This is a genomic window from Phaeovulum molybdatiresistens, assembly GCF_023544865.1.
Taxonomy (GTDB): domain Bacteria; phylum Pseudomonadota; class Alphaproteobacteria; order Rhodobacterales; family Rhodobacteraceae; genus Pontitalea.
On the sequence record NZ_JAMJFX010000002.1, the window covers coordinates 164,596 to 188,886 of the forward strand.

General features: G+C 67.7%; 16 protein-coding genes. 6 read left to right on the forward strand and 10 right to left on the reverse strand.

Translation table 11 applies throughout. From position 1 onward, the window contains the following. Nucleotides 1-28: 28 nt before the first annotated feature. From MXB90_RS03180 to MXB90_RS03205, 6 genes are all read right to left on the reverse strand, one after another. Entirely contained in the window at nt 29-1,639 is a 1,611-nt protein-coding gene (locus tag MXB90_RS03180) for an FMN-binding glutamate synthase family protein (protein ID WP_250040953.1), read from the reverse strand. 75 nt (nt 1,640-1,714) lie between these two features. Further along, on the reverse strand, nt 1,715-2,488 hold the full coding sequence (locus MXB90_RS03185) for a beta-keto acid cleavage family enzyme (protein ID WP_250040955.1): 774 nt from the start codon (nt 2,486-2,488) through the stop codon (nt 1,715-1,717). Beyond that, a complete protein-coding gene (locus tag MXB90_RS03190; RefSeq protein ID WP_250040957.1) occupies nt 2,485-3,813 on the reverse strand; it encodes an aspartate aminotransferase family protein in 1,329 nt (442 codons plus the stop codon). Before MXB90_RS03190 ends, MXB90_RS03185 begins: the two co-directional genes overlap by 4 nt. 5 nt (nt 3,814-3,818) lie before the next feature. After that, nucleotides 3,819-4,244, reverse strand: coding sequence for a universal stress protein (locus tag MXB90_RS03195; RefSeq protein ID WP_250040974.1), 426 nt, complete (start codon nt 4,242-4,244; stop codon nt 3,819-3,821). Between the two features lie 11 nt (nt 4,245-4,255). After that, nucleotides 4,256-6,907 carry a TRAP transporter permease gene (locus MXB90_RS03200; RefSeq protein ID WP_250040977.1) on the reverse strand — a complete coding sequence of 884 codons (2,652 nt, stop codon included), beginning with the start codon at nt 6,905-6,907 and terminating at the stop codon, nt 4,256-4,258. 76 nt (nt 6,908-6,983) lie between these two features. Next, nucleotides 6,984-7,946 (reverse strand): TAXI family TRAP transporter solute-binding subunit, encoded by a 963-nt coding sequence (locus tag MXB90_RS03205; RefSeq protein ID WP_250040980.1) that lies wholly within the window; start codon nt 7,944-7,946, stop codon nt 6,984-6,986. A 135-nt stretch (nt 7,947-8,081) separates the two neighbouring features. On the opposite strand from MXB90_RS03205, the gene MXB90_RS03210 reads away from it, so the two are divergent. Next, complete coding sequence (locus MXB90_RS03210) at nt 8,082-8,945, forward strand: MurR/RpiR family transcriptional regulator (protein ID WP_250040983.1); 864 nt, start codon at nt 8,082-8,084, stop codon at nt 8,943-8,945. A gap of 47 nt (nt 8,946-8,992) precedes the next feature. On the opposite strand, the gene MXB90_RS03215 is transcribed toward MXB90_RS03210, so the two are convergent. Further along, nucleotides 8,993-10,591, reverse strand: a complete 1,599-nt coding sequence (locus tag MXB90_RS03215) for a GMC family oxidoreductase (protein WP_250040985.1) — start codon at nt 10,589-10,591, stop codon at nt 8,993-8,995. A gap of 124 nt (nt 10,592-10,715) precedes the next feature. On the opposite strand from MXB90_RS03215, the gene MXB90_RS03220 reads away from it, so the two are divergent. From MXB90_RS03220 to MXB90_RS03230, 3 genes are read left to right on the forward strand one after another with little or no spacing between them, the layout of a single operon-like run. Continuing rightward, nucleotides 10,716-11,648 (forward strand): LysR family transcriptional regulator, encoded by a 933-nt coding sequence (locus tag MXB90_RS03220; protein ID WP_250040988.1) that lies wholly within the window; start codon nt 10,716-10,718, stop codon nt 11,646-11,648. 32 nt (nt 11,649-11,680) lie between these two features. Continuing rightward, nucleotides 11,681-13,345, forward strand: a complete 1,665-nt coding sequence (locus MXB90_RS03225; protein ID WP_250040990.1) for an MBL fold metallo-hydrolase RNA specificity domain-containing protein — start codon at nt 11,681-11,683, stop codon at nt 13,343-13,345. Between the two features lie 4 nt (nt 13,346-13,349). Further along, nucleotides 13,350-15,848, forward strand: a complete 2,499-nt coding sequence (locus MXB90_RS03230) for a cation-translocating P-type ATPase (protein ID WP_250040992.1) — start codon at nt 13,350-13,352, stop codon at nt 15,846-15,848. Nucleotides 15,849-15,859: 11 nt separating this feature from the next. Here MXB90_RS03230 and MXB90_RS03235 read toward each other — a convergent pair whose 3' ends face one another. Further along, nucleotides 15,860-17,296 carry an aldehyde dehydrogenase family protein gene (locus tag MXB90_RS03235; protein WP_250040994.1) on the reverse strand — a complete coding sequence of 479 codons (1,437 nt, stop codon included), beginning with the start codon at nt 17,294-17,296 and terminating at the stop codon, nt 15,860-15,862. Between the two features lie 171 nt (nt 17,297-17,467). On the opposite strand from MXB90_RS03235, the gene MXB90_RS03240 reads away from it, so the two are divergent. Then, nucleotides 17,468-19,984 (forward strand): cation:proton antiporter, encoded by a 2,517-nt coding sequence (locus MXB90_RS03240; RefSeq protein WP_250040996.1) that lies wholly within the window; start codon nt 17,468-17,470, stop codon nt 19,982-19,984. Between the two features lie 49 nt (nt 19,985-20,033). On the opposite strand, the gene MXB90_RS03245 is transcribed toward MXB90_RS03240, so the two are convergent. Then, nucleotides 20,034-20,603: a peroxidase-related enzyme gene (locus MXB90_RS03245; RefSeq protein WP_250040997.1), complete on the reverse strand. Its 570-nt coding sequence runs from the start codon at nt 20,601-20,603 to the stop codon at nt 20,034-20,036. 133 nt (nt 20,604-20,736) lie between these two features. Further along, the gene (locus MXB90_RS03250) at nt 20,737-22,959 is read right to left on the reverse strand and encodes an NADP-dependent isocitrate dehydrogenase (RefSeq protein ID WP_250040998.1); all 2,223 of its coding nucleotides are present in this window, start codon (nt 22,957-22,959) and stop codon (nt 20,737-20,739) included. A 183-nt stretch (nt 22,960-23,142) separates the two neighbouring features. Between MXB90_RS03250 and MXB90_RS03255 the strand changes: the two genes are divergently transcribed. Then, nucleotides 23,143-24,249, forward strand: coding sequence for a PQQ-dependent sugar dehydrogenase (locus MXB90_RS03255; protein WP_250040999.1), 1,107 nt, complete (start codon nt 23,143-23,145; stop codon nt 24,247-24,249). Nucleotides 24,250-24,291 lie beyond the last annotated feature (42 nt).

Here is a 24,291-nt window from a genome sequence, read left to right on the forward strand (position 1 = left end):
GTGCCCGCCCCAGCCAGACGCAACGCGGTCACACGCCATCGTCGAAGGGTTCGAAACTTTCGGCCCGCGACCGGCGCCAGCGCATCAGATAGCCAAAGCGCGTGTCATCCTCTCGCAGCAGAAATCCTTCGGGCATGTAGGGATAGACCTCTTCGCCGGTCACCATGTCGCGGTCGTTCTCGCGCATCAGCAGGTGATGCGGCAGAAAGCCACCGGGATGGGTCAGGCCCGCGGCGGCCGTCATTTCGGCCAGCGCCTTGAGCGTGTTGCGGTGAAAATTCACCACCCGTTCGGCCTTGTCAGGCACGACCAGCGCGCGCTGGCGCAGCCGGTCCTGGGTCGCCACGCCCGTCGGGCAGCGGTTGGTGTGGCAGGACTGCGCCTGGATGCAGCCGATCGCGAACATGAAGCCGCGCGCGGAATTGGCCCAGTCCGCGCCAAGCGCCAGCGCGCGGGCAATGTCGAAGGCGTGGATCAGCTTGCCTGAAGCGCCGATTTTCACCCGGTCGCGCAGGCCCACGCCGCGCAGCGTGTTATGCGCGAAGGTCAGCCCCTCGACCAGCGGCATGCCCATGTGATTGGCGAATTCCAGCGGCGCGGCGCCGGTTCCGCCCTCTTTCCCGTCGACCACGATAAAATCGGGCGTGATGCCGGTTTCCAGCATCGCGCGCACGATGCACATGAATTCGCGCCGGTGCCCGATGCACAGCTTGAACCCCACGGGTTTGCCCTGGGACAGCTCGCGCAGCTGGCCGATGAAGCGCATCATCTCGATCGGCGTTTCGAAGGCGCTGTGGGCGGGCGGCGAAATGCAATCCACCCCCATCGGCACGCCCCGCGCCTCGGCGATCTCGGGTGAGATCTTTGAGGCGGGCAGCATCCCGCCATGGCCCGGCTTGGCGCCCTGCGACAGTTTCACCTCAATCATCTTCACCTGCGGATCGGCGGCCAGTTCGGCGAATTTCACCGGATCAAAGCGCCCCTCGGCGGTGCGGCAACCGAAATAGCCGGAGCCCAGTTCATAGATCAGATCGCCGCCTTCGCGGTGATAGCGGCTGATCCCGCCCTCGCCCGTGTCATGGGCAAATCGGCCCATCTTCGCGCCGCGGTTCAGCGCCATGATCGCATTGGCCGACAGGGCGCCAAAGCTCATGGCCGAGATGTTGTAGATCGAGGCATCATAGGGTTGGCGACAATCGGGACCGCCGATACGCACGCGGAAATCGGTGTTTTCGATATGCTTGGGACGGATCGAATGGGTCAGCCATTGATAGCCGCCGTCATAGACGCGCATGCGCGTGCCGAAGGGGCGTTTATCCTCGACGTTCTTGGCACGCTGATAGACGATGGACCGGGCGTCACGGGAAAAGGGTTCCTCATCCTGGTCACTTTCGATCAGATATTGCCGGATTTCCGGGCGGATCCCTTCGAACAGAAAGCGGAAATGCCCCAGCAGCGGGTAGTTGCGCAAGATCGCGTGGCGCGGCTGGATCATGTCATTCAGGCCCAGCAGAAACAGCGCGCCGAAGATCGCCAGCGGCAGCGCAAACCAGCCCGATTGCGCAAGCCCCGCCACGCAGGCCAGCGCCAGCACCAGCACAAGCGCCAGCGGCGCATATCGCAACGTCGAGATTGCCATCCCTGATCCTTCCGCCAAGGGCCCTGCCCGCAGGCATAGGGCCGCAAGATGTAGTTTCGGTAAACCGCAGACGCCTCAGCCCGCCGCCACCAGCTGCGCGCGAAAATCGCGCACCCGATCGGCATTGGATCGCGCAACCGTGCCATCGGCATTGACCCGGTTGTTTTCAAACCCGATCCGCACCTTGCCGCCTTCTGCCACCGCGCGCAGAAGGCAGGCCGTTTCGGGCGGGCCAAAGGCGCAGACGGCCCAGTCGGGCGCCGCCCCCAGCGCGCGCAAGGCCGCCAGCGGCGCATCCAGTTCCCCCGGGTCGGCCAGCTGCCCCGTCGCATAGCGGCCCAGCACCAAGAGCACCGCCAGCCCTTCGCCCGCGATCACGCCCGCGGCCAGCATCTGGCCCAGACGGGCCACATCATCGGCATCATAGAGGATATGCTGCACCTCAACCCCCGCCTCGCGGCAAAAGGCGAAGAAGCGCGCGGTTTCGGCCTGGTCCGGCTCGGCCAGGATTTCACGCAGCGCGATCGACACGGCGCGCGGGCGCAGATCGCGCACCAATGCGCGCTGTTCGGCGGGGGAATAGCGGCCCACGGCCTCGGTCGTGACCTGCGCGTAAAGGCCCGGCGCCTGCAGCGCCAATTCATCCAGCAATTCGCGGTAAAGACCGGCATCCAGCACATGGCGCCCAGCCGCATCGCGGACATGGGCATGCAGCCCGTCGGCGCCCGCGGCCTGACAGTCGCGCGCACAGGCGACGATCTGGGGGATGGTGACGGGCAGCGCGGGGTGATCGGCGCGCGTCAGCCGCGCGCCATTGGGCGCCACCATGATCCGGGGCAAGGGCCTCATGCAGCCAGCGCCCGATCGATCGCACCCGCAAGCTTGCCCACCAGTTCGTCGATCTGGGCATCCTCGATGATGAAGGGCGGTGCCAGCAGGATGTGATCGCCCCGCTGCCCGTCGATCGTGCCCCCCATCGGATAGCAGATCAGCCCGGCCTCGAACGCCTCGGCCTTGATCCGGGCGTGCAGCTTGCGGGCGGGGTCGAAGGGGGCCTTGGTGTCGCGATCGGCCACCAGCTCGACGCCGCGGAACAGGCCCCGGCCGCGGATGTCGCCGACATGGGCATGCTGCCCCAGCGCCGCGCGCAGCGCCGCATCCAGCTTCGCGCCCTGTTCGCGCACCCGCGTCAGCAGGTCGCGTTCGGCAATCTCGGCCAGCACCGCATTGGCGGCGGCGGCGGCCATCGCATGGCCCATATAGGTGTGGCCATGCTGGAAAAAGCCCGATCCGGCGGCGATGGCGTCATAGATCCGCCCCTGCACCAGCAGCGCGCCGATCGGCTGATAGCCCGCGCCCAGGCCCTTGGCGATGGTGATCATGTCGGGGACCACGGCGTCTTCGGCACAGGCGAACAGATGGCCCGTGCGCCCCATGCCGCACATCACCTCATCCAGGATCAGCAGAACGCCGTGGCGGTCACAGATTTCGCGGATGCGTTTGAGGTATCCGGGCACCGCGGGCACCGCGCCTGCGGTGGCGCCCACCACCGGCTCGGCCACAAAGGCCATCACGGATTCGGGGCCCAGGCGCGTGATCTCGGCCTCCAGCTCATCGGCGACGCGCAGGCCATAGGCCTCGGGCGTTTCCCCCTCGGCGCGGCCGCGATATTCGTAGCAGGGCGCGATATGGGTGGTTTCCACCAGCATCGGCGCGAATTGCGCGCGCCGCCATTCATTGCCGCCCGTGGCCAGCGCGCCCAGCGTATTGCCGTGATAGCTTTGCCGCCGCGCGATCACGCGGTGGCGCTGCGGCTGGCCGATTTCCAGGAAATACTGGCGCGCCAGCTTCAGCGCGGCCTCAACCGCCTCGGACCCGCCCGACACCAGATAGACCCGGTCGATCCCCTCCGGCGCGGCGGCCACCAGCGTATCGGCCAGCTGTTCGGCCGGGTCCGAGGTGAAGAACCCGGTATGGGCAAAGGCCAGCCGGTCCAGCTGATCATGCAGGGCGGCGCGCACCGCGGCGTTGGAATGGCCCAGGCAGGACACCGCGGCGCCCCCCGATCCGTCCAGATAGCGCTTGCCCGCCGCGTCGATCAGATAGCAGCCGTCACCGGCCACGGCAGTGGGAAGATGGCCGCGGGTCGAGCGGCCGAAGATGTGATGGGGCATGGGTCCTAGGTCCTGACGACAAAAACGGATTGGCGGGCATGGCGCACAACGCGGGCGGCGTTCGGGCCCAGCAGATAGTCCTTCAGCTCGGGCCGGTGCGAACCGATGACGATGACATCGACCTGCAGCCGGTCGGCGGCGCGCAAGATTTCGTCATAGATCGTGCCGTGCAGCACATGGGGATGGGCATCGACCACATCGGGCACATGGGTATTGACCCATTCGGTCAGGGCCTTGCCAAGACCGCTTAGCGCCTCTTTTTCAAAGCCCTTGCGGAAATAGCCCGACACCTGCGCCAGCCCGAAATCGGGCAGGACCGAGACGACATGCAGCACGCCCCCGTCCCGCACCAGATCCAGCGCCGCGGCCAGCGGGCCGGCATTGGCGGCCTCATTGCCAAGATCGACGGTCAGAAGAACTTTGCGGGTCATCTTCGGCTCCCTCAGAAGGCGGGTTTGGTCTGGCGGCGGCGCTGCATCATCACCACCAGCGCCAGCAAAAGCAGCGCGGGGATGTAGAACACCTGCTTGGGCATCCGGTCGGCAGGCGACAGCAGCCCCACCACCTCGACCCGGTCGGCGCCGTAGAAATCAAAGCCCGACAGTTGTTGCTGATAGGACGTGCCGAACATCGGTTCATCCATGAACAACCGATCGCCCTCGGGCAGCAGGAACAGGCCCGCCGCCTCGGCCCGGCCGGTGGCGGGTTCGGCCTCGGCCACGGTATGGACCAGCGTCAGCCGCGTTGGCGCGCCGGTGGTGAAGGACGGCCCCGCCACGACAAAGCGCACCCCCTCGCCGGGTTCGGCGTGATCGAAGGCCGCGGCCAGTTCGGTGGGGGGCAGTTCCTCAAACCGGGGCTGGATGCGGTCCAGCCAGAACCCCGGCACGAACAGCGTGAAGGCCACCAGCAACAGCGCCGCGCTTTCCCACATCCGCGACGGGGCCAGGAAATAGCCCTGCGTGGCCGCCGCGAACAACAGCATCGCGAATGTCGCCACGGCAAAGATGAAGACCGCCTGCGCGATGCCCGCCGCCGTGCCCAGATCGACGCCATACAGGATCAGCGTGGGGTTGTAGATGAACAGGAACGGCAGCGCGACGGTGCGCAGCGAATAGAAAAAGGCGGTAAAGCCCGTGCGGATCGGATCGCCCCCCGAAACGGCGGCGGCGGCGAAACTGGCCAGCCCGACCGGCGGGGTCACATCGGCCATGATGCCAAAGTAGAAGACGAACAGATGCGCCGCGATCAGCGGTACGATCAGCCCTTCCTGCGCGCCAAGGCTGACCACGACCGAGGCCATCAGCGAGGACACCACGATGTAATTCGCCGTGGTCGGCAGCCCCATCCCCAGGATCAACGAGAACACGCCCACCAGAAGCAGCATGATCATCAGATTGCCGCCCGACAACAGCTCGACCAGGCCCGCCAGTTCGGTGCCGATCGGGGTTTTGGTGACCGTGGCCACGATGATGCCCGCCGCGGCCGTGGCCACGCCGATGCCGATCATGTTGCGCGCGCCTGCGATCATGCCTTCTGTGAAATCGCCGATGCCCGCGCGGGTGGCCGCCGCCACATCCTCGCCCCGGAACAGCGCCTTCAGCGGGCGTTGGGTCAGGATGATGACCAGCATCACCGCCACCGCGTAAAAGGCCGATTTCGCGGGCGACTGCATCTCGATCATCAGGAACCAGACCAGCACCAGGATCGGCAGCAGGTAATGCAGGCCAGTGGGAAAGACCTCGGCCACGGTGGGCAGGGTGAATTTCTGCGCATTGGGATCATCCAGCGCCAGATCGGGCCGGCGCGCCGACAGCCGCACCGCCGCGACATAGGCAAGCGCGATCACCGCCAGCACCAGCGGATCGGCGATGCCGGGGGCCGCGGCGCGCAGGCCCTGCACCGCCCAGACCAGCGCCGTGAAGGCCAGCCCCGTGACCACGAACCCCACCGCGATCTTGAGAAACATCCGCGACAGGCTGGCCGCGGGCCCAAGTGCGGGCATGTCCTTCTTCAGCGCCTCAAGATGGACGATATAGACCAGCGCGATGTAGGAAATCACCGCCGGGATGAAGGCGTGCTTGATCACCTCGACATAGGAAATGCCGACGAATTCCACCATCAGGAAGGCCGCGGCCCCCATCACCGGCGGCATGATCTGACCATTGACCGACGAGGCGACCTCGACCGCGCCCGCTTTTTCGGATGAAAAGCCCACGCGCTTCATCAGCGGGATGGTGAAGGTGCCGGTGGTCACCACATTGGCGATCGACGACCCAGAGATCAGCCCCGTCATAGCCGAGCCCACAACCGCCGCCTTGGCCGGCCCGCCGCGCAGCGCGCCCAGACCCGCGAAGGCCAGCTGGATGAAGTAATTGCCCGCCCCCGCCTTGTCCAGGATCGCGCCGAACAGCACGAACAGGAACACAAAGGCCGTGGACACCCCCAGCGGGATGCCGAAAACCCCGGTCGTATCAAGCCATTGCGCATTGATGATCGCGGTGAAGGACAGCCCCGCATGTTCGATGATGTCCGGGATCAGCCAGCCCGTGCCGACATAGGCATAGGCCAGGAAGATCGACCCCACCACCGTCAGCGCCGGCCCCAGCGCGCGGCGCGAGGCCTCCAGCAGCAGCACGATGCCGATGCTGCCCACGATCACCTGGCTCTGCGTCGGCAGGCCCGAGCGCGCCGTCATCGCCAGCTCGCGCGAGAAGAGAAAGACGTAAAACGCGCAGCCCGAGGCCGCCAGCGCCAGCACCCAATCGACCAGCGGCACCCGGCTGCGGGGCGAGGATTTCAGCGCCGGATACACCAGAAACGCCAGCAGCAGCGCAAAGGCCAGATGCACCGGCCGCGTCTGCGAGGAATTCAGAACCGCCAGATATTGCGCAAACCACAGCTGCGGCTGCGCGATCCAAAGCTGAAACACCGACCACAGAAAGGCCACCGCCGCGATCAGCAGTGCCACACCCCGGTTGTCGGGCGCGCGCCCGCCACTGTCGGTGCTGGCCACCAGATCCTGAAGTTCCGCCTCGGAAAAGGCGCGCCCGCCGCTTTGGCCGCCGGCCGCCCCATTCGGATCTGCGCTCATCGCGTTCCCCTGCCCTGATACCTGCCCCAATTACGCGGATCGGGCCGCCACCCCGCGGCGGCGGCCCGAAAGGTCATCACTCGATCAGACCGGCTTCGCGGAAATACTTTTCCGCCCCCGGATGCAGCGGCGCGGACAGGCCGTCATTGGCCATTTCCTTGGGGTCAAGATTGGCAAAGGCCGGATGCAGGCCACGGAACTGGTCCATATCCTCAAAGACCGCCTTGACCAGCGCATAGACCACATCTTCGGACACCTCGGCCGAGGTCACCAGCGTGGCGCCCACGCCGAAGGTCTGCACATCGGCATCGCTGCCGCGATACATGCCGCCCGGAATGGTCGCCTTGCGGTAATAAGGATGGTCGGCCACCAGCTTGTCGACCGCCTCACCCGCGACATTGACCAGAACCGACTCGCAGGCCGTCGTCGCCTCCTGGATCGAGCCCGAGGGGTGGCCCACCGTGTAGACCATCGCGTCGATGTTGTTGTCGCACAGCGCCTGGCTTTGCTCACCGGCCTGCAGTTCGGACACCATCGCGAAATCCGACATCTGCCAGCCCATCTCGGTCATCAGCACTTCCATCGTGTCGCGCTGGCCCGACCCCGGGTTGCCGACATTGACGCGCTTGCCCTTCAGATCCTCGAAATTGGCGATCCCGGAATCGGCGCGGGCAACCACGGTGAAGGGCTCGGGGTGGATCGAGAAGACCGAGCGCAGATCGGGATTGGCGCCCTGATCGGCAAAGTTGCCCTCGCCGGCATAGGCCTTGAACTGCACATCCGATTGCGCCACGCCGAATTCCAGCTCGCCCGAGCGCACGGCGTTCACGTTATAGACCGACCCACCCGTCGATTCGACGCCGCAGCGGATGCCGTGGTCGGCCCGCGTGCGCGACATCATCCGGCAGATCGCGCCCCCGGTCGGGTAATAGACGCCCGTCACGCCGCCCGTCCCGATCGAGATGAACTTTTCCTGCGCGAAAACCGGCGATGCGGCGACCGACAGCGCCAGAACCGCACCGAATGTCTTGATGTTCATGAACCTCTCCTGAGTTGTATATCCGTTTCTGAACGGACGATAACACATTTGTTTTATTTTTAAACCCGTGATAAAGCAAACGCATGCAATTACAGGCCCCTGCCCCAAATGACGGCCCCAAATGACCGCATACGAATGACGGCCCCGCCCCCCAGCCTGCGCGACCGCCTGGCCCGTATCGCCGCCACCGGCACGCCGGCGCTGGCGCAACTGGCGGCCTGGGTGCTGGACCAGTCGTCCGAGGTCGCCTTCAGCTCGGTCCGGGGGTTGGCGGGCAAGGCGGGGGTCAATGCCAATACGGTGACGCGGCTGGCCAAGGAACTGGGCTATGACGGCTTTGACGCCTTGCGCGCCGATATCCGCAAGGCGCTGGCGCAGCGCGCGCCCAGCTATGCCGCGCGCGCCCAGGCGCTGCGGTCGCGCACCAATACCGACATCTTCACCGAGATGCTGGACGCCAACCGCGCCAATGCCGATCTGTTGCAGGCGCCCGAGCTGCTGGAGACGCTGGAATCCTGCATCGACCCGCTGCTGGGCGCGCGCCGGGTGCATTCGGTGGGGGTGCGGTCGTGCTATGCGATCGCGCATTACTTTGCCTATGTCGGCAGCATGGCATTTGCCAATTTCCGGGAATCCCCCGCCCAACCCGGCGCGATCATGGATCAGCTGTCGATGGCGGGCCCCGAGGATATCGTGATGGCGATCAGCTTTGCGCATTATTCCACCGAGGTGGTGCGCGCCTGCCAGATCGCGCGCGATTGCGGGGCGCGGGTGCTGGCGCTGACCGACAGCCACCGATCGCCGCTTGCGGTGGGGGCGTGGAAGGTGGTGGCGCTGCCGATGGCGGGGCCGCAGCTGCTGCCCTCGCTGTCCACGGCCTTTTCCGTGGTCGAGATGCTGCTGTCGGGCATGGCCGCGCGGTCGCCCGATGCGGTGGCCAATGTCACCGCCTTTGAAGACCGCATCACCCGCTATGGCGGCTATATCCGGCAGGGCTGACCCCGCCGGACGCAAGGGCGCGCTCAGGCCACGGCTCAGGCCCCAGCTCAGGCCCTGGCATCCTCCAGGATCATCCGCGCGGCCTTTTCCGCGATCATCAGCGTGGGCGAATTGGTGTTGCCCGAGGTGATCGTCGGCATGACCGAGGCATCGGCGATGCGCAGCCGGCCCAAGGCGCGCATCCGCAGCCGCGGGTCCACGACCGAACCCGCATCCGCGCCCATCCGGCAGGTGCCGACGGGATGGAAGATCGTCGTGCCGATATCGCCTGCGGCGCGGACCAGATCGTCATGGCTGTCATAGGCCGGGCCGGGGCGGTATTCCTGCGGGTTAAAGCGCGCGAAGGCGGGTTGGGCCACGATCTGCCGGGTCAGGCGGATGGCGCGCACGGCCACATCGCGGTCGCCCTCGGTTGACAGGTAATTCGGCGCGATCGCGGGGGCGGCGCGAAAATCTGGGCTTTTCACATGGACCGAGCCGCGGCTTTCCGGGCGCAGGTTGCACACGCTGGCGGTCATCGCCGGGAAGGGATGGACCGGGTCGCCGAACTTGTCCAGGCTGACGGGCTGGACGTGATATTCCAGATCCGCGGTGTCCTTGTCGGGGCCCGATCGGGTAAAGATCCCCAGCTGGCTGGGCGCCATCGACATCGGGCCCGACCGTTTCAGCAGATATTCCAGCCCGATCGCGGCCTTGCCCCACAGGCTGCTGGCCTTTTCGTTCAGCGTGGGCACGCCCTGCACCTTGTAGACCAGGCGCAGCTGCAGATGGTCTTGCAGGTTTTCCCCCAAAGCGGCCACCTCGACCTGCGGCGTGATGCCCGCCGATTGCAGCACATCGCCCCGTCCCACGCCCGACAGTTCCAGGATCTGGACCGACCCGATCGACCCCGCGCTGAGGATGGTTTCGCGCGCGGCGCGGGCCTCGGTCCGGCGGCCTTCGTGGTGGAAGACGACGCCCTGCACCTCGCCGTCCGCGATGATCAGCCGTTCGGCCTGCGCGCCGGTCAGCACGCGCAGATTGGGCCGCCCCATCGCCGGGCGCAGGAAGGCCTTGGCGGTGTTCCAACGCACGCCCGAGCGCTGGTTGACCTCGAAATAGCCCGCGCCCTCATTGTCGCCGGTGTTGAAATCGTCATTGCGCGGGATGCCGGCCTGCTCGGCGGCCTCCAGAAACGCGTCCAGCACCTGCCAGCGCACGCGCGCCCGTTCCACCCGCCATTCGCCCCCCGCCCCGTGCAGATCGCTGGCGCCAAGGTGGAAATCCTCTTGCGCGCGAAACAGCGGCAACACATCGTCCCAGCCCCAGCCGGTGCAGCCCATTTGCCGCCACTGATCGTAATCGCGCGCCTGCCCGCGCATGTAGATCATGCCGTTGATCGACGAACACCCCCCCAGCACCCGCCCGCGCGGATACAAAAGCGACCGCCCGTTCAACCCCGGCTCGGCTTCGGTCCGATAACGCCAATCGGTGCGCGGGTTGTCGATGCAGTAAAGATAGCCGACCGGGATGTGGATCCAGTGGTAATTGTCGCGGCCCCCCGCCTCCAGCAGCAGCACCCGGTTCTTCGGATCGGCCGACAGCCGGTTGGCCAGAACACAGCCCGCGCTGCCCGCACCGATCACGATGTAATCATACTGGTCCATGGTTCCCCCCACCCGCCGTCATCCACGCCTTTGACGCCAAAGGTTCCCCGGAATCCGCCTTTGACACAAGAGTTCAGACCGGATTAATTCCAGACAGGTTCTGAACATTTTTGAACAGGCGCGGATGGCGGATTTCGACTGGGACGATCTGCAGGTCTTTCTGGCCCTTGCGCGCGAGGGGCAGTTGTCGCGCGCCGCCCGCGTGCTGGGCAGTTCGCATGTGACGGTGTCGCGCCGGGTCGACCGGCTGGAAGGCGCGCTGAAGCTGCGGCTGTTTGAACGCAACCCGCGCGGCTATGTCCTGACCGGCGCGGGCCGGCGGCTGGTGGAAACCGCCGAACGGATGGAGGCCGAGGCCGCGCGGCTGGGCGCCGATCTGGCCGAGGCCGCCTTTGCCCAGGGCGGCACGCTGCGGCTGGCCGTGCCCGAGGGCTTTGGCAGTTTCTTCAGCCACGACATGCTGCCCGATTTCACCCGCCGCTTCCCGCGTATTTCACTGGAACTGATCACGCTGACGCAGGTGCTGGCGCTGTCGCGGCGCGAGGCCGATATTTCGGTCACGCTGGATCCGGCCAAGGCCGGGCCCTACCGGTCCGAACGCATCGTCGATTACAGCCTGCACATCTATGGCGCGCGGTCCTATCTGGACGCCCGCCCCCCGATCGAGACGCGCGATGACCTGCGCGGGCAGACCTTCATCGGCTATATCCCCGAAATGATCTTTGCCCCCGGGCTGGATTACCTGGGCGAGGTTCATCCCGCGATCCGGCCCTGGATCAAAAGTTCCAGCATCTTCAACCAGCTGGCGGCGGCGCGTAACGGGCTGGGCCTGTGTGTTCTGCCCGATTACATCGCGCGCGACTGCGCCGATCTGCATCTGGTGCTGCCCGATCAGGTGGCCCTGACCCGCAGCTACTGGCTGACCTGCCACCGCGACCTGCGCCAGATCCCGCGCGAACGCGCCGTGATCGCCTTTCTGACCGAGGCCCTGCGCGCCCGTGAAGGCCAGCTGCTGCGCCACAACCAGACGCTTCCCCCCGCCAGCGGCGCCGACTAAGCTGGCCCCGCAGACGACAGAAAGGACCGCCCATGCAGGACCCGGAACTGAGCTTTCATGGCGCGGCCCATTGCGTCACGGGGTCGTGCTTTCGCCTGAAGACGGCGGGCGGCACGGTGCTGATCGACTGCGGCCTGTTCCAGGGCGCCAAGACCGAAAAGGAACTGAACTACCGCCCCTTTCCCTTCCCCGCCTCGTCAATCGACGCGGTGATCCTCAGCCATGCGCATATCGACCATTCGGGGCTTTTGCCGAAACTGGTGCGCGAGGCGTTTCGCGGCGCGATCCACGCCACCGAGGCCACGCGCGATCTGTGCTCGGTCATGCTGCCCGACAGCGCCCATATCCAGGAATTCGAGGTCGAACAGCTGAACCGGCGCAACCTGCGCCGCGGCCGCGCGCCCGTCAGCCCGATTTATACGGGCGAGGATGCCGAACGCTGCCTGGCGCTGTTTCAGCCGCAGGACTATGACCGGTGGTTCGCGGTGATCCCGGGGCTGCGGGCGCGGTTCTGGAACGCGGGCCACATGCTCGGGTCAAGCTCGGTCGAGGTGGAAATCGCCCGTGACCCCGACCAGCCCCCCCTGCGGCTTTTGTTTTCCGCCGATATCGGCCCGGATTACAAATTGCTGCACCCCGATCCCGAGGGGCCCGCGGGCGTCGATTACCTGATCGTCGAAAGCACCTATGGCGATACCGACCGCGAGGATGCCACCGCCGCGCGCCGCCGCGCGGTGCTGTGCGAAGAGGTGCGCGCCGCGATGCATCCGCATGGCGCGCTGCTGATCCCGTCCTTCGCGGTGGAACGCGCGCAGGAACTGATCACCGATCTGGCGCAGCTGATGGCCGAAGGCGCGCTGCCGAAGATCCCCGTGCATGTGGATTCGCCGCTCGCCACCCGCGCCACGGCGATCTTTGCCCAGCACGCCGCCGATCTGGAAGGCGGCTCTGCCCTGATACAGGCGCTGGAGGCGCGGCAGATCCACTTCACCGAGACGCTGGAACAAAGCAAGGCGCTGGACAACCTGCGCCATTTCCACATCGTCATCGCCGCCTCTGGCATGTGCGAGGCGGGCCGCATCCGCCACCGGCTGAAAAACTGGATCTGGCGCGATGAGGCGACGGTGCTGCTGTGCGGCTATCAGGCCACCGGCACGCTGGGGCGCATCATGCAAGATGGCGCGCGCGCCGTGCGCATTCAGGGCGAGGATTATGCCGTGCGCGCCCGCATCCGCGCGATCGACCTTTATTCGGGCCATGCCGACGGGCCGGAACTGGCGGCCTGGGTGCGTGCGCGGCTGCCCGTCGCACATCAGGTCTTTCTGGTGCATGGCGAGCCCGAGGCGATTGATGGCATGGCCGCGCGGCTGACGGGCATGATCGCGCCCGACCAGTTGCTGCAGCCTTCACTGGATGACAGCTTCAGGCTGACCGATGGCGGCGCGGTGCGGCTGGCCGGCGCCGCCCCGCCGCGCATCGACCCCGCCGATGTCGCGCGGCTGGATTGGCACAACGATGTGTCCGGCCTGATCCTGGACATCAACGCGGCACTTGCGGCCGAGCCCGATGAAAAGGCCCGCGCCGTTCTGATCCGCCGCCTGCGCCGCGCGATGGAGGCCGAGGGCGCCCCACCGCCCGGCAAGACGCACCGGCACGGTTCGCAGGCCCGCAAGGCGCGCCCCCGTCGGGGGCATTGATCTGATGGCAGATGTGCCAACCGGCCTTGGCTTGGCAGAGGCCGCCGCCCGGCTGGCGGCCGAGGGCCCCAACGAACTGCCGCGCGCACGCCGCCGATCGGGCCTGCGCATCCTGGCCGAGGTGCTGCGCGAACCGATGCTGTTGCTGCTGGTGCTGGCGGCCATCGTCTACCTGATCTTTGGCGATCTGCATGAGGCGCTGATCCTGCTGGTCGTGGCCACGCTGTCGGTCACGATCACCGCGGTGCAGGAAAGCCGCACCGAGCGCGTGCTTGAGGCGCTGCGCGATCTGTCCTCGCCGCGCGCGTTGGTGCTGCGGGGGGGCGAACGGCTGCGCATTCCGGGGCGCGAGGTGGTGCGCGGCGATCTTCTGATCCTGGCCGAGGGCGACCGCATCCCCGCCGATGCGCAACTGTTGCAGGCCGAAGGGCTGAGCGCCGATGAATCGCTGCTGACCGGCGAATCCGTGCCCGTGCGCAAGCGCGCCGCCCCGCCGGATGAGCCGCCCTGCGCCACACCGGGGGGCGAGGATCTGGCGATGGTGTTTTCCGGCGCGATGGTGGTGCGCGGGGCGGGGATTGCCCGCGTCACCGCCACGGGCGCGGCCAGCGCCATCGGGCGCATCGGCCATTCGCTGGCCACGCTGGACAGCGAACCGCCCCGCCTGCGCGCCCAGACCGCGCGGCTGGTGCGGCTGGCGGGGGTCTTTGGCGGCACCGTTTCGATCGCGGTGGTGCTGCTTTACGGCAGCCTGCACGGCGATTGGCTGCAGGCCGCGCTGGCCGGGATAGCGCTGGGCATGGCGATGCTGCCCGAGGAATTCCCCGTCGTGCTGACGGTCTTCATGGCGATGGGCGCCTGGCGCATTTCACGCGCGCGGGTGCTGACGCGCCGCGCCGCCTCGATCGAGGCGCTGGGCGCGGCGACGGTGCTGTGCACCGACAAGACCGGCACGCTGACGCAAAACCGCATGATGGTGGCGCGGCTTTGCCCCGCCCCCGGCGCGGATGGGGATCAGGCGCTGCGCACCGGCCTGCTGGCCAGCGCGCCCCATCCGGTCGATCCGATGGATGCGGCCTTCCACGCGCTGGCCGGCGAGCGCGGGATCACGGCCACCGGCGCGGATGGGCAGGCGCTGCAGCTGGCGCGCAGCTTTGGCCTGCGCGACGATCTGCTGGCGGTGACCCAGATCTGGACCGACACCGGCCCGGGCCTGATCGCCGCCGCCAAGGGCGCGCCCGAGGCGATCGCAACGCTGTGCCGGGCGGACCCGGAAACGGCGCAATGGCTGCGCGCCGAAACCAACCGGATGGCGGGCGATGGGCTGCGCGTGCTGGGCCTTGCGCGGGCCGAGGCGCCGGGCCCAACGCTGCCCGACGCGCCCGAGGCGCTGGACTTCTGGCTGGTGGGGCTGGCGGGCCTGGCCGACCCGCTGCGCGACAGCGTCCCGCAAGCGGTGCGCGAATGTCAGCAGGCGGGCATCCGCGTGGTGATGATCACCGGCGATTATCCGGTGACCGCGCGCGCCATTGCCGCCAAGGCGGGCCTGCCCGCGGGTGCGGTGATGACCGGGGCGCAGATCGACGCGCTGGACGATGACCGGCTGGCGCAGGCGCTGGCCGACACCGCGATCTTTGCCCGCGTCCTGCCCGACCAGAAGCTGCGCCTTGTCACCGCGCTGAAGGCGCGCGGCGAGGTGGTGGCGATGACCGGCGACGGGGTCAATGACGCGCCCGCGCTGAAGGCCGCGCATATCGGCATTGCGATGGGCGGGCGCGGCACCGATGTCGCGCGCGAGGCGGCGGGGATCGTGCTGCTGGACGACGATTTTTCATCCATCGTGCGGGCGGTGCGTCTGGGCCGACGGATCTATGACAACCTGCGCAAGGCGATGGGCTTCATCGTGGCGGTGCATGTGCCCATTGCGGGGCTGGCGCTGATGCCCTTGCTGTTGGGCACGCCGATCGTCTTTGGCCCGCTGCATATCGCGCTGATGGAACTGCTGATCGACCCGGTCTGCGCGCTGGTCTTCGAGGCCGAGCCCGAGGAAGACGATACCATGCGCCGCCCCCCGCGCCCGCCATCGGCATCGCTGTTTTCGCCCGCGATGCTGGGCTGGGGGCTGATCCAGGGGCTGGTGGCCTTTGCCGTGGTGGCGGCGGTCTATTTCGAGGCGCTGGGCCGGGGCCTGGGCCTGGCGGATCTGCGCACGCTCACGTTCCTGGCGCTGGTCGGCGCGGTGCTGGGGCTGATCTATGTGAACCGGTCCTACAGCGCCTCGCCCTGGGGGGCGCTGGTGCGGCCGAACCGGGCGCTGGCGCTGGTGCCGGTCGCGGTGGCGCTGGTGCTGGCGCCGATCCTGCTGTGGCCGCCCGCCGCCGCGATCTTTGGCTTTGCCTTGCCGGGGGCGGCCGATCTGGCGCGGGTCGCCGGGGCGGCGGCGCTGGGCTTTCTGGCGCTTGAGGCGGTCAAGCGCGCGCTGGGCCCGAGGCTGCGGCGCTGAAGGGCCCGGGCCTAACCCAGCAGCCGGCGCGCCGCGGCAATCAGCGCCGCGCGGTGCCCGCGATAGGGCGGAAACAGCCAGGGCAATGCCGAAAAGCGGTTTTCAAGCACCGGCTTTTCATGGCTGAAGGCGCGAAAGCCCCAATGCCCATGCGCCGGCCCCTGCCCCGACATGCCGATACCGCCAAAAGGCAGCCCGGCATGGGAATAGTGCAGCATGGTCAGGTTCACGCCCACCGCCCCCGATGAGGTTTCGGTGATGATCCGCCGCGCAAAGCCCCGGTCGCGGTCAAAGATATAAAGCGCCAGCGGCTTCGGACCGGCATTGATCCGCGCGATCACCGCGCCCGGGTCGGAAAAGCCGATGATCGGCAGGATCGGGCCAAAGATTTCCTGCTGCTCGATCGCCATTTCGGGGGTGACGGCCTCAATCAGCGTCGGCGCCAGCCGCCGGCCCTGCGCCGCCGCCGGATCGCCCCCCGTCAACAGCCGCGCCCCGCCCGCCAGCGCCCCGGCCAGCAGATCGCGCAGCCGCGCGGCATGGCGGTCGGTGACGATCGCGGCCAGATCGGGGCTGGCCAGCGGATCGGCGCCATAGGCCCGCGCGATTTCGGCGCGCAGGGCGGCGACAAAGGCGGGGCGGATGCTGTCATGGACCAGCACGTGATCGGGGGCGATGCAGGTCTGCCCGGCATTGGCGAACTTGCCCCAGGCGACCCAGCGCGCGGCGCGGGCCAGATCGGCGCCCGGGCCGATGACGACGGGCGACTTGCCCCCCAGTTCCAGCGTGACCGAGGCGAGGTGGCGCGCGGCAGCCGCCATCACCAGTCGGCCCACCTCGGCGCTGCCGGTGAAGAAGATGTGATCGAAGGGCAAGGCCAGCGCGGCCTCGGCCACATCCTTGCCGCCCTCGACCACATGGACCAGATCGGGGGGAAAGCAATCGCGCACCAGTTCGGCGATCAGCGCCGAGGTGGCCGGCGTCAGTTCCGAGGGCTTCACGATCGCGCTGTTGCCCGCCGCCAGCGCCGAGACAAGCGGCCCCAGCGCCAGTTGAAACGGATAGTTCCACGGCGCGATGATCAGGCAGGTGCCGCGCGGTTCGGGGCGGATCAGCGCGCGGGTGCCGAAGGTGGCCAGCGTCGGCGCCACCCGGCGCGGGCGCATCCAGCGCCGCAGATTTCGGCGGGCATGGCGGATTTCCTGCAACAGGGGCAGGATCTCGGTCAGGATCACCTCGGCCTTTGGCTTGGCGAAATCCTGCGCCAGGGCCTGGATGATCCGCGGCTGAAAGGCGATCACCGCATCGCGCAACCGCGCCAGCGCCGCCCGGCGTGCGGCCAGATCAAAGCTGGCGCGTCGCGCCTCGGCCCCGGCGCGCTGCGCGGCAAAGGCCGCGGCCACCGTGTCCTGCACCGCCGCCTTGCCTGCAACCCCTGCCCCGTCCATCTGCACCCCCTGCCAATCGCGTCAGACCAATCGCACCTGTCAGCGCAACCTAGGGCCGCTGCCCGGTCATGGCCAGCCCCAGGACCCGGCCCCGCGCCGAAACGATCACGAAATCGAATCCCCCCGCCAGATCCCATTCCGCAGGGCGGCAAAGTCTGTAATATCAACAGAATGGACATTGTGGTTTTCCTCGCGATTTTTGCATCGCTGTTTCTTGTGATCGGCGCGGCCGAGCCGCTGGCCGCGCGGTTGCGGCTGCCCTTTACCGTGTTGCTGGCAGCCCTTGGCATCCTGATCGGCATTGCCGCCGCCTTCTTCCTGCGCACCGATCTGACCGATGCGCTGAACCCGGTGGCCGAGGCGATTCTGGGCCTGCCGATCCGGTCGAACGTCTTCCTATATGTCTTTCTGCCCACCCTGATCTTTCAGGCCACGCTGGAAATGAACCTGCGCCGGATGCTGGACGACTGGGTGCCGATCCTGGTGATGGCGGTGCTGGCGGTGGTGGTGGCCACGCTGGCGGTGGGCTATGCGCTGGCCGGGGTTTCGACGCTGCCGCTGATGGCCTGCCTGATGCTGGGGGCGATCGTGTCGACCACGGACCCTTCGGCGGTGGTGACGATCTTCCGTTCGCTGGCCGCGCCGCGCAGGCTGAGCCGGATCATCGAGGGCGAAAGCCTGCTGAACGATGCCGCCGCCATTGCGCTGTTCGGCGTCTTTGCCGCCTTCGTGCGCCGCGGCACGCCCGATCCCACCCTGTCGGGCGCGCTGGGGCAGTTTCCGGTGCTGATCGTGGGGGGGGTGCTGGTCGGCTGGGCGCTGGCGCGGGTCGGGCTGCGGATCATGTGGCTGTTTGAACGTTTCCCGCTGGCGCAGGTCTCGGCCTCGGTGGCGCTGCCCTATCTTGCCTATATCCTGGCCGAACAGGTGTTGGCGGTGTCGGGCGTGATCGCGGTGGTGGCGGCGGGGATGACGCTGAACTACCTGGCGCCGGGCAAGCTGGCCCCCGCGGCCTGGACCTTCTTGCGCGATATCTGGAACGTGCTGGCGCATTGGGCGGGGGCGCTGATCTTCGTGCTGGCGGCGCTGCTGATCCCGCGGATGCTGGACGGGGTCACCTGGACCGATCTGGGGCTGACGCTGGTGGTGCTGGGGGCGGCGGTCGCGGCGCGCGCGGTGATCCTGTTCGGGCTTTTGCCGGTGTTGAGCGCGCTGCGCCTGTCGCCGCCGGTCGAGCGGCCCTACCGGATCGCGATCCTGTGGGGGGGCTTGCGCGGGGCGGTGACTCTGGCGCTGGCGCTGTCGGTGACCGAAAGCCTGCTGATCCCGGCCGACATCCGCCGGATGGTCGGGATCCTTGCCACATCCTTCACGCTGTTCACGCTGATCGTGCAGGGGTCCAGCCTGCGCTGGGTGATCGGGCGGCTGGGGCTGGACCGGCTGTCGCCGCTGGATGCCGCGCTGTCCAAACAGGTGATCGCGGTGGCGTTGCAGACCGTACGCGAAGAGGTGGCGCGCGCATCAGAGAATTACGAACTGACGCGTGAGACGGTGCGGTCCGAGGCCAAGCGCTTTGGCGAACGGCTGGACCGCGCGGTCAAGGCCGCCGAGGACAGCACCGAGCTGCAGGACCGCGACCGCATCACACTGGGCCTGATCGCGCTGGCGGGGGCGGAACGCGACCTGATCCTGGCCCGGCTGCGCGAACGGGGGATTTCGGCGCGGCTGGCCGAACGCATCCTGTCGGATGCCGACCGCCTGATCGAGGCGGCGCGCGCGGGCGGGCGCAGCGGCTATCAGGCCGGCGCGCGGCGCAGTCTGGGCCATGACGGGCGCAGCTTTCGCGCGGCGGTGGTCCTGCACAACCGGCTGCGGATTTCGGCGCCATTGGGACGGCTGATGGCCGACCGGCTGGAAATCCTGCTGACGCAGCGGCTGATCCTGCGCGATCTGCACGGCTTCATCGACGCGCGCATCCGGCGCATCCACGGCCGGCGCGTGGCCGATCTGCTGCATGAGATGCTCGACCGGCGCCTGAATGAGGTGGACAAGGCGCTGGACGGGCTACGGCTGCAATATCCGGGCTATGCCGAGGAACTGGAACGCGGCTTCATCCGCCGCACCGCGCTGCGGATGGAGGAACGCGAATACGAATCGATGCATGACGACGGGCTGATCGGAGCGGAACTTTACACCGCGCTGACCCAGGACATGGCGGCGCGGCGCGCCGAACTGGACCGCCGCCCGCCGCTGGACCTGGCCATGCAGAAACGCGAACTGGCGCGCGCGCTGCCGCTGTTTGCCGATCTGGACGATGCGGTGCTGACGCGGCTGTGCCGGCAGCTGCGCGCGCGCTACGTCCGCGCGGGCGAGCTGATCCTGCGCAAGGACAGCCCCGGGCGGACGGTCTATTTCATCGCCTCGGGCGCGGTCGAGTTGAAGACCGCGAACCAGACCCTGCGTCTGGGCCGGGGTGAGATGTTCGGCCAGATGGCGATCCTGATGCGGCGCGCGCGCCGCGCCGAGGTGCGCGCGATCACGCCCTGCATGTTGCTGACACTGGATCAGGACCGCTTCCTGCGGCTGCTGAAACGCAGCCGCCGGGTGCAGAAAGCGGTGTTGGAGGCGGCTGCCCAACGCGGCATCGCGATCGAAGAGCTGGGGGCGCTGGCAAAGTCGGAAATGTAGCTATATCCGCAGCTTGCGCGCCAAACCTGATGTTTCGCCTTAGGTTTTGTCACCCCCGCCCGAGGCTGTAGAATTCATCATTGGGGCGCAGCGAGGCCATGTTGGCGATCCGGTTCGACATGCCGAAGAAGGCGGCGATGGCGCCGATGTCCCAGATATCCTCGGCGTCACAGCCCTGCGCCTCCAGCGCGGCGCGGTCGGCGGGCGAAATATCCTGCGCGCGCTGGCAGACCTTCATCGCATAATCCAGCATCGCGCGCTGGCGCGCGGTGATGTCGGCCTTGTGGTAATTCACCGCCACCTGATCGGCGATCAGCGGATCCTTGGCCCGGATGCGCAGGATGGCGCCATGGGCGATCACGCAATACTGGCACTGATTGGCGGCGCTGGTGACGACCACGATCATCTCGCGGTCCGCCTTGGTCAGGCCGCCGGGCTTGTCCATCAGCGCGTCATGCATGGCAAAGAAGGCGCGGAATTCATCGGGCCGATGCGCCAGCGCCAGAAAGACATTGGGGATGAAGCCGGATTTTTCCTGCACCTGTGCGATCCGGGCGCGGATATCCTCGGGCAGGCTGGCAAGATCGGGAACGGGAAAGCTGCTGATCGGTTGGGTCATGGCGGATCCTTTTGCACGCTGCGCAGGCCCCATGTTCCGCCGGGACGGCGCGAAAGCCAAGGCTTTCCTGCCCGCCCAAAAGGAAAGGCGCAGGGTTTCCCCCGCGCCCCGCCAAGTCTTGCGCCGTTGCGCCTTAGCCGATGATGGCGTTCAGCGTGACCGAGGGACGCATCACCGCCGCCACCTTGGCCGGATCGGCGTGGTAATAGCCGCCCATATCCACCGGCTTGCCACGGCCTTCATGCAGTTCGGCCAGGATCTTGGCCTCATCCGCGGCCAGGGCCTTGGCGATCGGCGCGAAATGCGCGGCCAGGGCGGTGTCCTTGCCCTGCGCGGCCAGCGCCTCGGCCCAGTAGCGCGCGAACCAATAATGGCTGTCGCGGTTGTCGGGCTGACCGGCCTTGCGCCCGGGCGAGCGGTTGTCATCCAGGATGCCTTGCGTGGCCAGATCCACCGCCTCGCCCAGCACGCGCGCCTTTTCATTGCCGCGCGCATCGGCCAGGAACTTCAGGCTTTCCCCCAGCGCGCAGAATTCGCCAAGGCTGTCCCAGCGAAGGTGGTTTTCTTCCATCAACTGCTGCACATGCTTGGGCGCCGAGCCACCCGCGCCGGTTTCGAACATGCCGCCGCCCTGCATCAGCTTGACGATCGACAGCATCTTGGCCGAGGTGCCCAGTTCCAGGATCGGGAACAGGTCGGTCAGATAGTCGCGCAGCACGTTGCCGGTGATGGCGATGGAATTTTCCCCCTTGCGGATGGTTTCCAGCGTCAGGCGGGTCGCTTCACGCGGGGCAAGGATCTGGAATTTATCCGCAACACCAGCGGCTTGCAGGATGGGCTTCACGTAGTTGATCAGCTCGGCATCATGGGCGCGGTTCGCATCCAGCCAGAAGATCGCCTGGCAGCCTTCGGCGCGCTGGCGGTCGATGGCCAGCTTCACCCAATCCTCGATCGGGGCCTTGCGCGCCGAGGCCGAACGCCAGATGTCGCCCGCCTCGACCGCATGGGAATGCAGCACCTCGCCATTGGCCAGCACCATGCGCACGGTGCCGTCCTGGGGGATTTCAAAGGTGGTCGGGTGGCTGCCGTATTCCTCGGCCTTCTGCGCCATCAGGCCGATGTTCTGCACGGTGCCCGAGGTGCGCGGGTCCAGCGCGCCGGTTTCCTTGAAATAGCGGATCGTCTCGTCATAGACGGTCGCATAGGAACTGTCGGGGATCACGCAGTTGGTGTCATGTTCCTTGCCATCCGGGCCCCAACCCTTGCCGCCCGCACGGATCAGCGCGGGCATCGAGGCGTCGATGATCACGTCCGAGGGCACATGCAGGTTGGTGATGCCCTTGTCGGAATTCACCATGTACATCGGCGGGCGCGCGGCCATGACCTTTTCGATCTCGGCCTCGATCTCGGCCTTTTCGGGCATCTGGGCCACGCGGGCCAGCACATCGCCCAGGCCCGAATTCGGGTTCACGCCCGCGGCGGCCAGCTTGTCGCCGAATTTCTCGAACACCGGCGCCAGGAAGACGCGCACCGCATGGCCAAAGATGATCGGGTCGGAGACCTTCATCATCGTGGCCTTCATGTGCAGCGAGAACAGCGTGCCCTCGGCCTTGGTCGCCTCGATCTGTTCGGCCAGGAAGGCATCCAGCGCGCGCGCCGACAGGTAGGTCGCATCGACCACCGCGCCTTCGGGGAATTTCACGCCGTCTTTCAGAACCGTGACCGAACCGTCCTTGCCGACCAGTTCGATGCGCACGGCACCGGCCTGCGCGGCGGAAAGGGTCGCGGATTTTTCATTCGCGAAGAAATCGCCCGCAGCCATGGTCGCCACGCGGGTCTTGCTGTCCTTGGACCAGGTGCCCATCGAATGGGGGTTGGCCTTGGCAAAGTTCTTCACCGCCACCGCGGCGCGGCGGTCGGAATTGCCCTCGCGCAGGACCGGGTTCACGGCCGAGCCCTTGATCGCGTCGAACCGGGCGCGGATTTCCTTTTCCGCCTCGGTCGCGGGGGCCTCGGGGTAGTCGGGGATGGCATAGCCCTGTGCCTGCAGTTCCTTGACCGCCGCCACCAGCTGCGGCACCGAGGCCGAGATGTTGGGCAGCTTGATCACATTGGCCTCGGGCGTGGTCACCAGCTTGCCCAGTTCGGCCAGATCGTCGGACTGGCGCTGCGCCTCGGTCAGCTGTTCGGGGAAGGCGGCGATGATGCGCCCGGCCAGCGAAATGTCGCGCGTGCCGACGCTGACACCGGCGGCGGCGGCAAAGCTGCGGATGATCGGCAGAAGCGATGCAGAGGCCAGCTCTGGCGCTTCGTCAACCTTGGTATAGATGATGTCGGGGGTGTTCACTTCAGCCATGGTATCCATGCCTCCTTGCTTCTGGGGGCTCTATACCGGAACGGTATACAAAGGTCTACCGAAACGAAAAGCCCACCGGCGGAAATCCGGGGATGGATCGTCGCGGGCCGCAAAACGGTGGCCAATGCCGCGCGCTGCCCTAGCTTTGGGGCAGCCCGTGCCCTGCCAAAGGAAAGGATGCCGATGAAACGCCCCGCCTGGATCTGCGCGCTTGCCCTGATCGCAGCAGTTGCCCCCCCGGCCAGCGCCCAGACGACGCGGATCGCGACGGAAACGGTCGCGGTCTTCGAGGCGCCTTGCGCGGTCGCGCCCCTGCCGGGGGGCGGCTTTCTGGTCACCGAAAAGGCGGGCCAGCTGGTGCTGGTCGACGCCGAGGGTGACCGGCGCCGCGTGGCGGGCGTGCCTGCGGTGCGCGCGGCGGGGCAGACGGGGCTGCATGATGTGGCTCTTGCCCCCGATTTCGCGCAATCGGGGCTGGTCTATCTGACCTGGGTCGCGGGGGACGATGGCGGCGCGCTGCATCTGGGACGCGGGCGGCTGGATCGCGCCGCCAGCCCGCCGCGCCTTGAGGGGTTTGAGACGCTGTGGCGCGCGGACCCGTCGGGCGGGCGCGGCCACCCCGGCGCGATCATCGCCTTTGGCCCCGATGGCCATCTGTTCCTGACCAGTGGCGACCGGCAGCTGGGCGATCCCGCGCAGGTGCTGGACGATGCCCGCGGCAAGATCCTGCGCCTGACCGCCCAAGGCCGCCCCGCGCCCGGCAACCCCTTCCCCGAGGCCCCCGCCGTCTGGAGCCATGGTCACCGCAACCCCTATGGCCTGGCCTTTGACGCCGCAGGCCGGCTCTGGTCGCATGAGATGGGCCCGCGCGGCGGGGATGAACTTAACCTGATCACGCCGGGCGCCAACTACGGCTGGCCTGCCGTGTCCGAGGGGCGGCATTATTCCGGCTGGCCGATCCCCGGCCATGACAGCCGCGCCGATGTGGTGGCGCCCGTGCTGCACTGGACCCCGGTGATCGCGCCCGCAGGCATGATCATCTATGACGGCGCGGCCTTTCCCGACTGGCGCGGATCGGCGCTGATCGGCGGTCTGCGGGCCGAAGCGCTGGTGCGGGTGCACCTGTCCGATGGCCAGTCCCCGGCGGACACGCCCGCCCGCGCGCAAGAGGTGGAACGCCTGCCCCTTGGCACGCGCATCCGCGACGTGGCCGCCGATGCCGCGGGCGCGGTCTATGTCCTGGAAGACGGCCCGCGCGCGCGCCTGTTGCGGCTGACCCCGGAAAAGTGAGCATGCGGCCCGCCGCCCCGCGACGGAACCACTGGACAGGCG

Bases quoted from the DNA above. Each gene is read 5' to 3' on its own strand.
- MXB90_RS03180 (WP_250040953.1), bottom strand. From the start codon at position 1,639: ATGGCAATCTCGACGTTGCGATATGCGCCGCTGGCGCTTGTGCTGGTG.
- MXB90_RS03185 (WP_250040955.1), bottom strand. From the start codon at position 2,488: ATGAGGCCCTTGCCCCGGATCATGGTGGCGCCCAATGGCGCGCGGCTG.
- MXB90_RS03190 (WP_250040957.1), bottom strand. From the start codon at position 3,813: ATGCCCCATCACATCTTCGGCCGCTCGACCCGCGGCCATCTTCCCACT.
- MXB90_RS03195 (WP_250040974.1), bottom strand. From the start codon at position 4,244: ATGACCCGCAAAGTTCTTCTGACCGTCGATCTTGGCAATGAGGCCGCC.
- MXB90_RS03200 (WP_250040977.1), bottom strand. From the start codon at position 6,907: ATGAGCGCAGATCCGAATGGGGCGGCCGGCGGCCAAAGCGGCGGGCGC.
- MXB90_RS03205 (WP_250040980.1), bottom strand. From the start codon at position 7,946: ATGAACATCAAGACATTCGGTGCGGTTCTGGCGCTGTCGGTCGCCGCA.
- MXB90_RS03210 (WP_250040983.1), top strand. From the start codon at position 8,082: ATGACGGCCCCGCCCCCCAGCCTGCGCGACCGCCTGGCCCGTATCGCC.
- MXB90_RS03215 (WP_250040985.1), bottom strand. From the start codon at position 10,591: ATGGACCAGTATGATTACATCGTGATCGGTGCGGGCAGCGCGGGCTGT.
- MXB90_RS03220 (WP_250040988.1), top strand. From the start codon at position 10,716: ATGGCGGATTTCGACTGGGACGATCTGCAGGTCTTTCTGGCCCTTGCG.
- MXB90_RS03225 (WP_250040990.1), top strand. From the start codon at position 11,681: ATGCAGGACCCGGAACTGAGCTTTCATGGCGCGGCCCATTGCGTCACG.
- MXB90_RS03230 (WP_250040992.1), top strand. From the start codon at position 13,350: ATGGCAGATGTGCCAACCGGCCTTGGCTTGGCAGAGGCCGCCGCCCGG.
- MXB90_RS03235 (WP_250040994.1), bottom strand. From the start codon at position 17,296: ATGGACGGGGCAGGGGTTGCAGGCAAGGCGGCGGTGCAGGACACGGTG.
- MXB90_RS03240 (WP_250040996.1), top strand. From the start codon at position 17,468: ATGGACATTGTGGTTTTCCTCGCGATTTTTGCATCGCTGTTTCTTGTG.
- MXB90_RS03245 (WP_250040997.1), bottom strand. From the start codon at position 20,603: ATGACCCAACCGATCAGCAGCTTTCCCGTTCCCGATCTTGCCAGCCTG.
- MXB90_RS03250 (WP_250040998.1), bottom strand. From the start codon at position 22,959: ATGGCTGAAGTGAACACCCCCGACATCATCTATACCAAGGTTGACGAA.
- MXB90_RS03255 (WP_250040999.1), top strand. From the start codon at position 23,143: ATGAAACGCCCCGCCTGGATCTGCGCGCTTGCCCTGATCGCAGCAGTT.